The sequence below is a fragment of the Archangium violaceum genome, from assembly GCF_016859125.1.
GTDB classification, from domain to species: Bacteria; Myxococcota; Myxococcia; order Myxococcales; family Myxococcaceae; genus Archangium; species Archangium violaceum_A.
This window is the reverse complement of the sequence record NZ_CP069338.1, coordinates 5,507,220-5,521,445: the sequence shown is the minus strand read 5'-3', so window position 1 is coordinate 5,521,445 and position 14,226 is coordinate 5,507,220. Positions and strand designations below refer to the sequence as shown.

General features: G+C 69.8%; 12 protein-coding genes. 4 read left to right on the top strand and 8 right to left on the bottom strand.

Translation table 11 applies throughout. The features are described from left to right. The first annotated feature begins 400 nt into the window (after nucleotides 1–400). Together JQX13_RS23655 and dtd are read left to right on the top strand one after the other, a co-directional pair. On the top strand, nucleotides 401–1,000 hold the full coding sequence (locus JQX13_RS23655; protein ID WP_203411188.1) for a TIGR02265 family protein: 600 nt from the start codon (nucleotides 401–403) through the stop codon (nucleotides 998–1,000). 5 nt (nucleotides 1,001–1,005) lie between these two features. Next, a complete protein-coding gene (gene dtd, locus JQX13_RS23650; RefSeq protein WP_203411187.1) occupies nucleotides 1,006–1,473 on the top strand; it encodes a D-aminoacyl-tRNA deacylase in 468 nt (155 codons plus the stop codon). Here the strand turns inward: dtd and JQX13_RS23645 are convergent. Both JQX13_RS23645 and JQX13_RS23640 read right to left on the bottom strand, forming a co-directional pair. Continuing rightward, nucleotides 1,457–2,293: a hypothetical protein gene (locus tag JQX13_RS23645; protein ID WP_203411186.1), complete on the bottom strand. Its 837-nt coding sequence runs from the start codon at nucleotides 2,291–2,293 to the stop codon at nucleotides 1,457–1,459. The two genes, dtd and JQX13_RS23645, sit on opposite strands and share 17 nt — an antisense overlap. 25 nt (nucleotides 2,294–2,318) lie before the next feature. Continuing rightward, a complete protein-coding gene (locus tag JQX13_RS23640) occupies nucleotides 2,319–2,780 on the bottom strand; it encodes a PTS sugar transporter subunit IIA (protein ID WP_203411185.1) in 462 nt (153 codons plus the stop codon). Between the two features lie 162 nt (nucleotides 2,781–2,942). Here JQX13_RS23640 and nagZ point away from each other — a divergent pair, with 162 nt between their 5' ends. Continuing rightward, complete coding sequence (gene nagZ, locus JQX13_RS23635; protein WP_239015087.1) at nucleotides 2,943–4,733, top strand: beta-N-acetylhexosaminidase; 1,791 nt, start codon at nucleotides 2,943–2,945, stop codon at nucleotides 4,731–4,733. 3 nt (nucleotides 4,734–4,736) lie between these two features. On the opposite strand, the gene hpf is transcribed toward nagZ, so the two are convergent. Together hpf and JQX13_RS23625 are read right to left on the bottom strand one after the other, a co-directional pair. Continuing rightward, nucleotides 4,737–5,387, bottom strand: coding sequence for a ribosome hibernation-promoting factor, HPF/YfiA family (gene hpf, locus JQX13_RS23630; protein WP_203411184.1), 651 nt, complete (start codon nucleotides 5,385–5,387; stop codon nucleotides 4,737–4,739). 230 nt (nucleotides 5,388–5,617) lie between these two features. Next, nucleotides 5,618–7,144, bottom strand: a complete 1,527-nt coding sequence (locus JQX13_RS23625) for a PAS domain-containing sensor histidine kinase (protein ID WP_343211128.1) — start codon at nucleotides 7,142–7,144, stop codon at nucleotides 5,618–5,620. 515 nt (nucleotides 7,145–7,659) lie between these two features. On the opposite strand from JQX13_RS23625, the gene JQX13_RS23620 reads away from it, so the two are divergent. Then, complete coding sequence (locus tag JQX13_RS23620; RefSeq protein ID WP_203411183.1) at nucleotides 7,660–10,506, top strand: PAS domain S-box protein; 2,847 nt, start codon at nucleotides 7,660–7,662, stop codon at nucleotides 10,504–10,506. A gap of 3 nt (nucleotides 10,507–10,509) precedes the next feature. Here the strand turns inward: JQX13_RS23620 and JQX13_RS23615 are convergent, their stop codons facing one another. The 4 genes from JQX13_RS23615 to JQX13_RS23600 form a co-directional block, all read right to left on the bottom strand. Beyond that, complete coding sequence (locus JQX13_RS23615; protein ID WP_203411182.1) at nucleotides 10,510–11,055, bottom strand: helix-turn-helix transcriptional regulator; 546 nt, start codon at nucleotides 11,053–11,055, stop codon at nucleotides 10,510–10,512. After that, complete coding sequence (gene rpiA, locus JQX13_RS23610; protein WP_203411181.1) at nucleotides 11,052–11,759, bottom strand: ribose-5-phosphate isomerase RpiA; 708 nt, start codon at nucleotides 11,757–11,759, stop codon at nucleotides 11,052–11,054. Before rpiA ends, JQX13_RS23615 begins: the two co-directional genes overlap by 4 nt. A gap of 15 nt (nucleotides 11,760–11,774) precedes the next feature. Continuing rightward, the gene (gene tal / locus JQX13_RS23605) at nucleotides 11,775–12,872 is read right to left on the bottom strand and encodes a transaldolase (protein WP_203411180.1); all 1,098 of its coding nucleotides are present in this window, start codon (nucleotides 12,870–12,872) and stop codon (nucleotides 11,775–11,777) included. A gap of 88 nt (nucleotides 12,873–12,960) precedes the next feature. Further along, entirely contained in the window at nucleotides 12,961–14,106 is a 1,146-nt protein-coding gene (locus tag JQX13_RS23600; protein ID WP_203411179.1) for a Kelch repeat-containing protein, read from the bottom strand. Nucleotides 14,107–14,226: the final 120 nt, after the last annotated feature.

Sequence of the window (14,226 nt, the reverse complement as noted above, 5' to 3'; positions counted from 1 at the left end):
CAGGATGTCCTTGCGGACGGTGGACACCCACTCTTCCCTCTCCGAGGAGGAAGGAGCTTCCTCCACCGAGGACTCGAGCGCGGCACGCACCACCGTCTTGTCCTCTGAATAGGACAACAGCTCGAAGGCCGTTCCGTCCCGGGGACATTCATTCAAGCCCTCGGGAATGGCCCCCCACAGGTGCGGCAAGGTCGCTGAACAGTCATTTCAGTCGCGCAGTCTATGCCACCCCCCTCCGGCAGGTCATCTCACCCCCTCCGGGGCATCTGCCCGAGGCGGTAGAGGATTTGCCCGGAAGGGTCTCCCACGGATAGGTTCCAGAGGACCCGGCGACCGCAGCCCCGCTCACAAAAAATCGCCGGGCCCCCCCCTCTCCATGAGCACGAGCCGCGAAGCCAACATGGAGGCAGGAGCGACCCGCGACTGGGCAAGGGAGTTGCACGAGAGCAGTCTGCTCGCCACGCCCCAGGACACCGTGCGTGGGCTGTTCTTCACCAGCATGCTGGATTCGATCCGGGGACTCGGGAACGAGGTGGCGGTGGCGCGCTGCCAGGAGGCCCTGGAAGGGCACACCTTCGTGCCCTTCTTCAGCTACCCCACCCCCCTGCTGGTGCGCCTGACAGGGGTGGCGATGCGGGAGCTGAGCGGCCAGTACGGAGGCCCGGAGAACGCGGTGCGGGCCCTGGGACGCAAGGCCACGGCGGACTTCATGGCCTCCGCGGTGGGCAACACGGTGCGCCTGGTGGCCGGCAAGGACATCAAGCTGCTCACGGGCAGCGTCCAGACGCTCTACCGGATGACGTCCTCCTATGGGGAGCGCAGGTTGGAGTGGCCCGGAGAGAAGAGCGGCCGGCTCATCATGCGGCGCACCTTCCTGCCCGTGCCGTATCACGAGGGCGTGGTGGAGGGGCTCGTCACGCAGTATGGAGCGAGGAACGTGAGGGTGCGCGGCAGGCAGACGGCCCCGCTCGACAGCGTGTACGACTTCTCCTGGGAGTGAGCGAGATGAAGGCAGTGGTGCAGCGGGTGCTCGAGGCCTCCGTCACGGTGCAGGGCGAGCGTGTCAGCCAGATGGGGCCCGGGCTGCTGGTGCTGCTCGGCGTCGGCAAGGGCGACACCGAGGCCGACGTGACGTGGATGGCGGAGAAGCTCGCCACCCTGCGCATCTTCGAGGACGCCGCGGGCAAGATGAACCTGTCGCTGGAGGACACCTCCCGGCAGCTCATCGTCGTGAGCCAGTTCACCCTCTATGGGGACGCGCGCAAGGGCCGGCGCCCCAGCTTCATCGACGCCATGGAGCCGGTGGGCGCCAAGGCCCTCTACGAGCGCGTCTGCGACACCCTGCGCGCCCGCGGCCTCACGGTGGGCACCGGCGTCTTCGCCGCGGACATGAAGGTGGCGCTCGTCAACGACGGCCCCGTCACCCTCCTCCTGGAGAGCCCGGGGGCCGCGGCACCTACCGCCGGGCGCTGACCACCAGCGACACCAGGGCGGCCTTCTCGTGAGCCGCCTGGCGCACGTGCGACAGCAGCACGCCGAGCTCCTGTACCCACGAGGACGCCCGCGGCCCCAGTCCGGAGAAGGCCACCGTCAGCGCCGGGGGCTGGGGCGCCCGGCCCAGCCAGTACGCCAGCACCTGCTCCAGCTCCGGCAGATCCACCGGCGCGAGCCGCGCCTTCTCGCGCTCCAGCAGCCGCCGCAGCTTGCGCTCCAGGTGGACGTTCCAGTGCGCCACCGTGCGCGCCGGCCGCCAGGCCCAGTCCGCGAAGGCGTACTGCTCGCGAGGGACGTACTCGCCCCGCCCCTGGGTGGAGAAGACGCGGTCCGGAGGGAAGGAGGGAAAGGGCTCCCACTGGCCACCCATCAGCGAGGCCAGCCCCAGGTCCGCTCCCGGATGCAGCCGGAAGCCCTCGCGCCGCCCGTGCGAGGCCCGTGCATCCCCGTAGGGGTAGGTGGGGTCCTCCAGCATCAGCGCCAGGTGCAGGGCCTCGTCCCAGTCGCCCGCGTAGCCCGCGCGCTGGCCCACCACCGCCCAGCCCGCCGGAGTCGGACCCCAGGGCAGGAAGATCAGACGATCCACCAGGTCCGCCCAGGGCTCCTGCTCCACCCCACTCAACCCGCCGCCCTGGTGGGAGGAGAGCAGCCGCTCGCAGAGCAACCGGGTCTCATCGTCCGCGAGTTGTTCCCGCAACGACACCAGTGCCTGGGACGAGTCACTCATCGCGAGCGACAAGAAGGGCACCACCTGCTCATGGAAGAACCGGTCATCGACCGGCCGAAGGACCAGTTCCATCCCCTTCAGCCTACCACGTGGCCGATCAGGGCCGGGCGTCTTCCTGAACGATGAGGGCGTGGATGTCCGCTGTCGTGGGCGCCTCGAGGATGGAGGCGCGGAAGCGCGGATTCTTGAAGAGGCGGGAGATACGCGCCAGAGCCTTGAGGTGGACGCCGGCGCTGTTCTCCGGGGCCACCAGGGCGAAGAAGAGGTGCGTGGGCTTGCCGTCGATGGCCTCGAAGTCCACCCCCTGGCGCGACACGCCAAAGGCGGCGACCAGCTGCGTCAGCCCGGCCAGCTTCCCATGGGGGATGGCCACCCCCTCGCCGATGCCGGTGGAACCCAGCTTCTCGCGCTCGCGCAGCACCTCCACCAGGCGCTCCTCCTTCAAGGAGGGGTGCGCCCGGGCGAACGCGGCACTCATCTCGCGCAATATCTCCTGTTTGTCACGGGCATGGAGGTCCGCGATGACGGCTTCGGGGCTGAGGAACTCGGAGATTCGCAAGCTGGCGCTCCCAACGCAGTGGCGCTCCCTCCGCGGGCAATTACTCCTGGCCCTCGTTTCGCGCAAGGGTCGCTTGCCCTCCCTGTCCTCCTTCAGGCGTCTTCAACTTCGTTGGCCGGAAGATGGAGGGGCCGGGAGGGCTCGCTTAGGCTGCCTGGCAACGTGTTTCCCCGGCTCCTTCGCGCACTCACCGTCCCGCTCGTCCTGTGCTTCGGGGCCTGCGTCACCACCGAGGGACAACCCGAAGCATCCCGGCCGCACGCCCTGCCCGCCCCTCGAGCGCCGGCCCAGGTCGAGACGGACCCCGGCCCGGCCGCCCCCTCGAGCCCTCGGGTGGACCCGGCGCTCCAGGCCCGGGTGGAGGCTCTCATGGCCCGCCTGTCCGTCGAGGACAAGGTGGGCCAGTTGATGATGGTGGGCTTCGCCGGCACGGAGGTGGACGCGTCCGTGGAGGAGCTGGTGCGCGGCCGCCGGGTGGGCGGGGTGTGCCTCTTCAAGCGCAACATCGAGGACAGCGAGCAGGTGGCCCGGCTCAACGAGGGCCTGCGCCGGCTGCTGGCCAACGGCATTCCCCCCTTCCTCGCCCTGGACCAGGAGGGGGGCAACGTGGTGCGGGTGAGGGACGGCGTGGTCGTGCTGCCGGGCAACATGGCGCTGGGGGCCACCCGCTCGGCGGAGTTGGCCTACGCCGCGGGACACGCCCAGGGGGAAGATCTGAAACGTCTGGGCTTCAACATGAACCTGGCCCCGGTGCTGGACGTCAACCTCAACCCGCGCAACCCCGTCATCGGCATCCGCTCCTATGGGGACTCGGTGCCGCTCGTGTCGGAGCTGGGGCGAGCCTTCGTGCGGGGCCAGCAGGACGCGGGGCTCGTCACCGTGGCCAAGCACTTCCCCGGCCATGGGGCCACCGACGCCGACAGCCACAAGTCCCTGCCCGTCATGAGCGAGTCCCGCGAGGAGGTGCTCGCGCAGATGGAGCCCTTCCGCGTCGTCATCCAGGACGGGCTGGACGGGCTGATGACGGCCCACGTGGCGGTGCCCGGCCTCACCGGGGACGACATGCCGGCCACCATCCACCCCCAGGTGCTCGACGGGCTGCTGCGCCAGCGGCTGGGCTTCGACGGGCTGGTGCTCACCGACGAGTTGGAGATGGACGCCATCGCCCAGCGCTACGGCGTAGGCCGGGCCGCGGTGATGGCGGTGAACGCCGGAGCGGACATGGTGCTCGTCCCCTGGCGGGCGGAGAAGAAGAGGGAGGTGTACGAGGCGCTGAGGGCCGCGGTCTGGAGCGAGGACATTCCCCGGGCGCGCCTGGACGACGCGGTGCGCCGCATCCTCACCGCCAAGGTGCGCCGCGGCCTCTTCGAGCCACTCCTCCCGCTGGAGGAGCGCCTGGCCACCCCGCCTTCTCCGGAGCACGAGGAGGTGGCCCACCGCATCGCCCGCGCCGCCGTCACCCTGCTGCGCGCGGACGGCAAGCACTTCCCCCTCTCCCAGGAGACGCGCCTGGGCGTCATCACCGCGGAGGACTCCCTGGGCGAGGCCATCCGCGCCCGCGTGCCCGAGGCCCAGGTGATGAACGTGCCCGCCTACCCCTCGCGCGCCCGCCGCGCCGTGCTGCGGCAACGGGCCCGCCGGCTGGCGCTCGCCTCGGACGTGGTGGTGGTGGGGATGATCAACTCGCGCCAGCTCGAGCTCGTCACCATGGCCGCCGCCACGGGGCGCCCGGTGCTGGTGGTGTCCATGGGACTGCCCTACCTCGCCGAACAGGCAGACGAGGCCCGGGCCGTGCTGGCCGTCTACTCCTACCAGCCCGCCGCCACCGAGGCCGCCGCCGCCGCCCTCTTCGGGGAGATCGGCACGCCGGGCCGGCTCCCCGTGGGGCTCAATGGGCTCGCCTTCGGTGACGGATTGGACGCGCCCCACCGCGAGCAGCGGAGCGCGCGCTGAGCCTCAGCCCGCGTTGGGCGGAGCGTGCACGCCGATGAGGCCGTACTGCCCATCCTCCTTGCGCCGGTACACCACGCAGACCTCGTGCGTGGTGGTGTGCTGGAAGACGTAGAAGTCCTGGTTCATCAGGTTCATCTGCATCACCGCCTCGTCCACCGACATGGGCTTCACGGTGATCTCCGAGGTGCGAACGATGCGGTGCGCGGGCTGCTCGGGCGCCGCGGGAGCCGGAGCGCTCGGCGCGGGCTGCTGTGCGGCGGGAGCCTCGGCGGCCTCCTCCTGGAGCTCCTCGGGGAGCTCGAAGACCTTGTGGCGCACCTTGAGGTTGTTCACCAGTTCCTGCCGGTGGTGCACCCGCTCGCGCCCGTGATGGTTCTTGATCTTCTCCTTGTACTTGCGGAGCTGCGCTTCGATCTTGTCCATCGCGAGATCGATGGACGCGTACATGTCCGCGCTCTTCTCCCTGCCGCGCAGCACCCAGGAGCCGGAGTGGATGGTGATCTCCGCGTGGTGCAGGTGCCGCTCGAGCGACAGCACCACGTGGGCCTCCCCGGCTCTATCCAGGTACTTGTTCACCCGCTCGACCTTCTCCTTCGCGTACTCCTTGAGGGAATCGGACGAGCCAAACTGGCGGAAGGTGATGTTGAGCTGCATGCGTGACTGCCTCCCATGGGGGCTGGGGTGAAACGACCTGAGCTCCGTGACAGATCAGAAACGTTCCGAGGGCACGAAAGCAACCCACCCACCGCGAAGGACGGCTGATCGCACTCCACTCAACAGGCGGTGTCGCCTTGACTTTCCAGCGCGACTGCATTCCCGGCACGGACAGAGCGAGCGACCAGGCGCCCCGGGAATGAGCGCGAGGGCCGCGCTGTCATCCAAAATCACAGCGGAAGCTCGACCACGAAGGCCGCGCCCCTTCCTCCAGGCCCCGGCTCCACGTGCACGTGGCCCTGATGGCCCTCGACGATCTGCCGCACGATGAAGAGGCCCAGCCCCAGGCCTCCAGCGCGCGCCGCGCCGCGCACCTGCTCGAAGCGCGCGAAGATGCGCTCGCGATCGGCCTCGGGAATGCCCGGCCCCTCGTCCCGCACCACCAGCCGAGCCCCCTTGGGGGTCCGCTCCAGCCGCACCTCCACCGGATTGCCTCCGCCGTGGCGCAGTGCGTTGGACAGCAGGTTCATCAACACCTGCTCGAGCCGGAGCCGATCGAAGCGCCCCACCAACGATGGCTCGACGTGCGAGATGAGGGACACGCCCGCCAGCCGTGCCTCGTCCGCGGTGCGCGCCACCACCTCGGACACCAGCGCCGACAGGTCCCCGGTGGAGAAGAGGAAGTCCAACCTGCCATGCCGGATGCGGCTGACATCCAGCAGGTTGTCCACCAGCAGCCCCAGGCGCCGAAGGGAACGGTCGATGGCCTCCAACCGCGCCCGCACCTTGGAAGACTCCAGCGGCAGGGAGGAATTCTCGGCCTCCAGCCGCCGCAGCAGCTGCATCTGCAGCGACAGGCCGGTGAGCGGCGTCTTGAGCTCGTGACTGGCGAGCGACAGGAAGTCGTCGCGCACGCGCACCGCTTCCTGCAGCGCCAGCTCCGTCTCCTTCAACTGGGTGATGTCGAGGATGGCGCCACGCACCACCATGGGCCGCCCCTCCCCATCGCGCAGCACGCGCGCTCGGCTGGTCAGCCAGTGCCAGGAGCCATCCGACCACCGGGTCCGGAAGGTGGAGGTATAGGACTTCACATCATTGGAGAAGATGCCGGTGACCTGCGCCTCCACCTCCGGGCGATCCTCCGGGTGCAGCGCGGCCAGGAACTTCTCGTGCGTCCATTCCGGCAGCTGCTCGGGGTAGCCATAGAGCCGGTCATGGCCCTCGGAGCGGAATACCTTGCCGGTGATCAGGTTCGTCTCCCAGACGGCCATCTCCGCGGAGTCGAGCGCGACCTGGAAGCGCTCACCCAACAGCCGGAAGCGCTTCTCCGTCTGCTCCACCAGGGCCTCGGCCTCCTCGCGCTGGGTGATGTCGGTGGCGAGCACCCACAGCTCCTCCCGCACGGGGATGACCGACACCTCCAGCCACACGCGCGGCGGCAACGAGGCCAGGAAGCGCGTGGGCCTGGGTGCCTCGAGTGCCGCCAACAGCCGCTCGTGCAACGTCCTGCCCGCCAGCGCCGGCACCGCCGACCAGGGCGCCTGACCTCGCAGCCGCTCGGCGTCCACGCCCAGCAACGACACCGCCCGCGCGTTGCAGTCGAGCACCCGCCCCCGCGAATCCAGCGAGAGGAAGGCCTCGTTCATGTGCGAGAGCAACAACCGCAGCCGCTCGTCGGTGGGGGGCGGGGGGCCGCCGGAATCGGAAGAAGTCGCCTGGCCGGAACCGGGCGCGTTCGGAACGGAGGACGCGCTCACCCTTCCACGGTCGCTGGCCCGGGCCCTTACGTCAAGACCGGGGAATGGTGAGTGAAGGTCCACGGACGAACCACCCCCTGGTTCCAGGCACAGCGGAAGCAGCCGGCAGGGCGAAGCACACGGAGCGCTCCTCGCCACCGCCCTCCCCCGGCTGGGTGTCCTCGAGCCACGCGTCGGGAGACGGGGAGCCCCAGCCCGGGTGGATGGGATTGGCGAGCCACTTCGCCCAGCGACCATTTCCTCGCACGTCCCACGGCGTCGAAGTCGATGCGCATATTCCAGGCGCCCTGATTCCAGCAAGGCCCGCGCCTCTGACACGGGAAGCGCACTCCCGGAGCAAATGTTCCGTGGGGGGGGGCGAACACCGTGAGTCGCGATTGCGGTGATAATGGGGGCGGCCCGCTCACCCCCCTCACCCCGAGGCTCGAGGGAGGGCGAGCCGTGAGCATCCGATGACACCTTCTGAAGACCCCTTCATGCACGCTCCGGCGACTCCGTCACGGGATACGCTCCGCTTGCGTGCGCTCCTGGCGGATACTCGCCGGCTCGTCTGGGCGGTGGACGAGATGGGGAGGATGCAGGAGCCCTCTCCCTCGTGGGCGGCCTTCACGGGCCAGCCGCCCGAGCAGATGAGGGACCGGCGATGGATGGAGCCGATCCATCCCGACGATCAGGGGAAACTGGAGCCGGGCGGGTCCGCCTTCACGAGCGCGCACGCCACCGGCGAGGAGCTCGCCTGCCGCGTGCGCGGGGCGGATGGGACCTGGCGCGAGTTGCACGTGCGCGCGTTGCCCGTGAAGGACGACGCGGGGCGGCGCGTGGAATGGCTCCTGGTCGCCGAGGACGTCACCGAGCGGGCCAATGACAGACAGGAGCAGGCCGAGAAGGCGCTGCACGAGAGCGAGGAGCGGTTCCGCTCGCTCGTGCAGACCTCGACGGCGGCCGTCTGGACCACCGACGCCCAGGGCGTCCCGGTGGAGGACTCCCCTTCCTGGCGGGCCTTCACCGGCTACACGCTCGACAAGTGGCTGGACGGCACCGCCTGGATGGAGAGCATCCATCCCGAGGATCGCGTGCGCGTCGAGGCCGTCTGGCGGAACTGCCTCGCCACGAAGACGCCCTACGAAGTCGAAAGCCGCGTGTGGCACGCGAATGGGAGCTGGCGCTGGGTCCGGGCCCGCGCCGTGCCCGTGTTCAACCTGGACGGCACCGTGCGCGAATGGGTGGGCACCACCACGGACATCTCCGAGCACAAGATCGCCGAGGAGGAGCGCAACATCCTGCTGGCGGAGCTCATGTCCAAGGAACGGCTGCTGTCCGCCGTCCTCGAGCAGATGCCCTCGGGCTTCCTCCTGGCCGGACCTCGCGGCGAGCTGACGTTCGCCAATGCCCAGGTGCAGGCCCTCTCGGGTCATCCCCTCTTCGCTCCGGAAACGGAGCGGGGCGCCGCCGCCTACCACTACCACCGTCTGGATGGCACCGAGTACTCGCCCGAGGAGCTGCCCTTGTCGCGCAGCCTGCGCCATGGCGAGGTGGTGCGTGGCGAGGTGCTCTGGCTGCACGGGAAGGACAACAAGGACAACCGCTTCATCCGGGTGAACTGCGCGCCCATCCGCGACGAGCGCGGCCAGACCATCGCCGCGGTGGCCATCCTCGACAACATCACCGAGGCCCGCCGGGCCGAGGAGCGCGCCGCGCGCCTGCAGTCGGCGACCTCCGCCCTCTCCCAGGCCCTCACCCCGGGTGACGTGGCCCGGACGATCCTCACCGAGGCCCTGGGCGGCATGGACGCCAACGCGGGTGCCGTCTACCGCCGGCGCGCGGATGGTCTGCTCGAGGTCCTCTATGACGTGGGATATCCCGAGAGCTACATCGGCAAGTATCGCCTCGTCTCCCCCGACGCGGACACCCCCGTCACCAACGCGGTGCGCACGGGCAGGGAGAGCTGGCTGCGCTCCAACGCGACCTTGTCCGAGCGCTACCCGGACGTCGCGGCGGCGCGCCCGGAGGTGAATGACCACGCGGCCGTGACACTGCCCATGTGGGTGCACGGCCAGCCCATCGGCGCGATCGTGCTCAGCTTGAACGACCCACGCACCTGCGGCCCCGAGGAGATGCAGTTCCTGCGGATGCTCGCGCAGCAGTGTGGCCAGGCCCTCGAGCGCGCGCGCCTGTACGAGGTGGCGGAGACGGAGCGCCAGCGCGCGGAACAGGCCAGCCGCCTGAAGGATGACTTCCTCGGCGTGCTTTCCCACGAGCTGCGCACGCCGCTGACCGCCATCCTCGGATGGACCCAGATACTGCGCACGTGGGAGCTGGCACCGGAGAAACGCGAGCGCGCCCTGGAGACCATCGAGCGCAACGCACGGGCACAGACCCAGCTCGTCGAGGACCTGCTGGACGTCAACCGCATCGTGAGTGGCAAGCTGCGACTGGACGTGCGCCCCACCCACCTGACGCGGGTCATCGAGAACGCGCTGGACGTGGTGCGCCCGGCCGCCGAGGCCAAGGGCCTCCAGCTCCAGACCCGGATGGACCCCCAGACGCCCCCCCTCCTGGTGGACCCGGACCGACTGCAGCAGGTGGTGTGGAACCTCGTGTCCAACGCGGTGAAGTTCACCCCTCAGGGGGGACGCGTGACGGTGTCCCTCGCCCAGGGGTCCTCGCATGTGGAGCTCCAGGTGAGCGACACCGGGGATGGGCTCGCGGCGAACTTCCTGCCCCACCTCTTCGAGCGGTTCCGCCAGGCGGACGCCTCCTCCACGCGCCGCTACGGCGGGCTGGGGCTGGGGTTGTCCATCGTGCGCCACCTGGTGGAGCTGCACGGCGGCACGATCGAGGCCCAGAGCCCCGGCAAGGGCCTGGGCGCCACCTTCATCGTCCGGTTGCCACGAAAGGCTCCCCGCCCGGACGTGGCCGAGCCGGTGCGTGCGACCACCCCACCTCCGCCGAGCCTCCCCGTCGACTACCCGCAGGAGCTTCGTGAACGCCACATCCTGGTGGTCGACGACGACGCGGACGCGCGCGAGCTGATCGCCACGATGCTGCGGGAAGGAGGAGCCCGGGTCTCCACCGCGGTCAGCGCGGCCGGGGCCCTCGAGCTCCTGGGCCAGGAGCCGCCGGAGCTCCTCATCTCCGACATCGGCATGCCGGAGATGGACGGCTACGCGCTCATGCGGGAGGTCCGCGGAAGACCGCCCGAGCAGGGTGGGCGGGTGCGGTCCTTGGCACTCACCGCGTACGCCCGGGAGGAGGACCAGTACGCGGCCCGGCTCGCGGGCTTCGACGCTCACGTGGCCAAGCCACTGGAGCCCTCGGAGTTGCTGCGGGTGGCCGCCTCGCTGTTGCGCCGGAGTGAGTGAGCCTCAAGGCTCGAGGGGAGGAGGCTTCTTCAGCAACCGGTAGCGGCCGGGGGACACACCCGTCCAGCGCCGGAACGAGCGGCTGAAGCTGCTCACGTCCGAGAAGCCCAGCCGGAAGGCCACGTCGGCCAGCTCGAGGCGCTCGTCGCGGATGAGCGTCCGCGCCTTCTCCGCGCGCACCCGGTCCAACAACTCCTGGAAGGACAGGCCCCCCTCCTCGAGCCTGCGCTGGAGTGTGCGCTTGCTCATGTGCAGCCGGGCGGCGATGTCCTCCGCGCCCGCCCCGGACTCGAGAGCCTCCGCGATGCGCGCGGCCACGGTGGAGGGGAAGTCCCCGGCCGAGGCCCTCGCGCGCAACGCCGAGTCGGCGAACCGCTCGGCCGTGGCGAGCAGGCGTGGGTCCGCGGTGGTCAGCCGGGCCTCCATCCACCCCGCGTCGAATGACAGGCCATTCCCGGCGCGGCCGAAGTCGAGCTCCTCCGTACCGAAGAAGCGATGCAGGGGAGGGAACAGCCAGGCAGGGGAGCGCCACGGCGACCGCCCGCTCAAGTCGGTCGGCGGTGCTCCACGCCCCCAGGACCCGCCACCACCAACTCGGAGGTCAGGCCGATGAACAGGCCATGCGCCACGATGCCGGCCCGCGCATCCAGCCTCGAAGCCAGTTCCTCCGGATGCTCGATGGGACCGAAGGCACAATCGAGGATGAGATTGCCCTGATCCGTCCGAAAGGGCGTGCCGTCCCGTCCCTCCCGCCGGGTGATGCGCGCACCCAGCTTCTCCAGGAAGAGGGCCTGCGAACGCCAGCCGAAGGGCAACACCTCCACCGGCACCGGCCAGTTCGTTCCCAACCGGGGCGACAACTTGCTCGCGTCCACCACGATGAGCACCCGCTGGCTCGCCTGGGCGACGATCTTCTCGCGCATCAACGCCCCGCCCCCGCCCTTGATGAGACGCAGCTCCGGCTCCACCTCGTCCGCTCCGTCGAGGGTGAGGTCCAACACCGGATGCTCTTCCAGCGTGGTGAGGGGCACGCCCAACGAGCGCGCCAGCTGCTCCGTCTCCACCGACGTGGGGACGCCCACCACGTCCATCAGCCGTCCCTCGCCACGCAGGGCTGCCAGCCGACGCACCACGAGCGCCGAGGTGCTGCCCGAGCCGAGCCCCACCACCATGCCCGGCTGGATGGAGTCCACGGCACGCTCGGCGGCCAGTCGCTTGAAACGGACGGCGTCACTCTCGGCGGGTGCGGACATGGAGGCCGGACCTCATCACATGTCGGGGTGCGCCGCCCCCACTTCCTCGCTCTTCTCGGCGATGCACACCATGAGGCTGTTCCACGACTTCACGAAGGAGTCCGCGCCCTCGCGCTGGAGCTGCGTGGCCAGGCCGTCCAACTCCACACCGGCCGTCCTGAACTCCTCCAGCACCTCGTCGCTCTCCCACTCCTCGCGCGTCAGCAACGGCCCCACCCGTCCGTGGTCCGCGAAGGCCAGCAGGGTGGGCTCCGGCATCGTGTTGATGGTGTCCGCGGCGGCGAGCGCCTCCACGTAGAGGGTGTCCCGCGCGGTGGGATCCTTCGTGCCGGTGCTCGCCCACAGCAGCGTCTGCATCGAGGCCCCCTCGGACACCAGCCGGCGGACGCGCGCGCTCTCGCGCAGCTCGCAGTAGGCCCGGTAGGTGCGCTCGCCCACCGCGATGCCCAGCCGGTTGCGCAGCGACTCGGGGACCTGGCCCGCCACGGCCTTGTCCCACCGGCTGATGAAGAGCGAGGCCACGGACGGCACCTCGGGTGACTCCCCCGCCTCCAACCGCCGCTCGATGCCCTTCATGTACGCGTCCGCGGCCGCCAGGTACTGCTCCGTCGAGAAGAGGAGCGTCACGTTGACGGGGACCCCCGCGAAGATGGCCTCCTCGATGGCGCGCAGCCCCATGGGCGTCCCGGGAATCTTGACGAAGAGGTTGGGCAGACCCGCCTCCGCGTGCAGCATGGTCGCCTGCTCCACGGTCAGCTCCGGCTGCTGGAAGGCCAGGAGCGGAGAGACCTCCAACGACACCCAGCCGTCCTGGCCCCGGGTGCGCTGGTGGATGGGCAGGAAGAGCTCCGCCGCTCGCGAGAGGTCCTCCAACGCCACCCGGAAGAAGAGCAGCTCGGGGCTCAAGCCATTCGCCGCCTCCCTGGCGATGGAGGCGTCATAGTCGCGGCTGCGGCGGATGGCGTGGTCGAAGAGGGTGGGATTGGAGGTGAGCCCGGTGACGAACAGGTCGGTGATGTAGTGCTCCAACCGACCCGAATCGAGCAACTCGCGGGTGATGCTATCCAGCCAGAGACGCTGGCCGGCCTCGTGCAGAGCCTGTGTCGCGATCATGGAGTGAAGTTGTGCACCCCACCCCGGGAACGCAGACCCGCACCCTGGCTCGCGGCGAGGCTGGCCAACGAGGGAGCGGCTGGTGCTCCTACTGCTGCGTGAATCGCACGGTGGTCGCGAGCAGGTTGCCCGAGGTGGTCGTCCCGCCCGTCACCACCACCTCCCCCGTATCCAGCAGCGTGGCGGTATGACCGATGCGCGCCTGGGGCATGTAGTCGATCAGGAACCACCGGTTGTACTGCGGGTCATACACCTCGGTGCTGGCCAGGGGACCGGACTCGTCGGATCCGCCCGTCACCATCAACGCGCCCGAGTAGAGCAGGGTCGCGGTGTGGCCCCGGCGCGGCCGGTTCATCGGCGGGGCGGAGAACCACTGGTCGTTGTACGGGTCGTACACGTCCACCGAGCTCAGCACGTTGTTGCTGACATCCTGGCCGCCCACCACCATCACGTAACCCGAGTAGAGCCGTGTCGCGGTGTGGGACTGGCGCAGGGTGGGAAGGGGCTGCACCTGGCGCCACGTGTTGGTGGCCGGGTTGTACACGTCCACCTGGTTGGACATGAGGGGCAGCCCGCCCGTCAGCATCACCTCGCCCGAGTAGAGCTGCGTCGCGGCATGGAAGAAGCGCTCGGTGGACATGGAGCCCGCGGGCGTCCACGTGCCGGTGGCCGGGTCATACAGCTCCGTGCTGCGGGACGCGTCCCCGACCGGCGTCATGCCGCCCGTCACCAGCACCTTGCCCGAGCCGAGCAGCGTGGAGGTGTGGAAGGCGCGCGGCACCCCCATGTTGGCCGTGAGGCTCCACCTGCCGGTGTCCGGGTCGTACAGCTCCGCGGCGCTGGAGTAGGGAGCACCGCTCCCATCCTGGCCACCCGTCGCCAGCACCAGGCCCGAGTCGAGCCGCACGGCGCTGAAGTTCTGGTGCGGCGCGTTCAGGGAGCCCGTGGAGCTCCACGAATCCGTGTAGGGGTTGTACAGCTCGGCGCTCCGGGAGATGACGCCCGAGCCCGTCGTGCCGCCCGCCACCAGCACCAGGCCCGACTCGAGCAACGTCGCCGTGTGCAGGTTGCGCGCGTCATACATGTTCGCGTTCCTGGTCCAGTAGGCGGAGCTGAGCGCCTGCGCCTCGGAGGACCCCACCACCCCTGCGGCCGGCGCTTCCGCGCCACCACACCCGCTCGAAACGGTCACCACGCCCGCCATCAACAAAGACAACCGAATCGTCCTGCTCATGAGTCTCCCCTCTCCCGGATGAATGCCGCTCGTCCGCCGGCTCGGATACGCGAGCGCACGCGGCACATTACACAATGAGCGGCTTTTTCAAACTGATTCTGTAATTCCGGGACCACGCGA

Bases quoted from the DNA above. Each gene is read 5' to 3' on its own strand.
- hpf (WP_203411184.1), bottom strand. From the start codon at position 5,387: ATGCAGCTCAACATCACCTTCCGCCAGTTTGGCTCGTCCGATTCCCTC.
- dtd (WP_203411187.1), top strand. From the start codon at position 1,006: ATGAAGGCAGTGGTGCAGCGGGTGCTCGAGGCCTCCGTCACGGTGCAG.
- JQX13_RS23600 (WP_203411179.1), bottom strand. From the start codon at position 14,106: ATGAGCAGGACGATTCGGTTGTCTTTGTTGATGGCGGGCGTGGTGACC.
- rpiA (WP_203411181.1), bottom strand. From the start codon at position 11,759: ATGTCCGCACCCGCCGAGAGTGACGCCGTCCGTTTCAAGCGACTGGCC.
- tal (WP_203411180.1), bottom strand. From the start codon at position 12,872: ATGATCGCGACACAGGCTCTGCACGAGGCCGGCCAGCGTCTCTGGCTG.
- JQX13_RS23645 (WP_203411186.1), bottom strand. From the start codon at position 2,293: ATGGAACTGGTCCTTCGGCCGGTCGATGACCGGTTCTTCCATGAGCAG.
- JQX13_RS23655 (WP_203411188.1), top strand. From the start codon at position 401: ATGGAGGCAGGAGCGACCCGCGACTGGGCAAGGGAGTTGCACGAGAGC.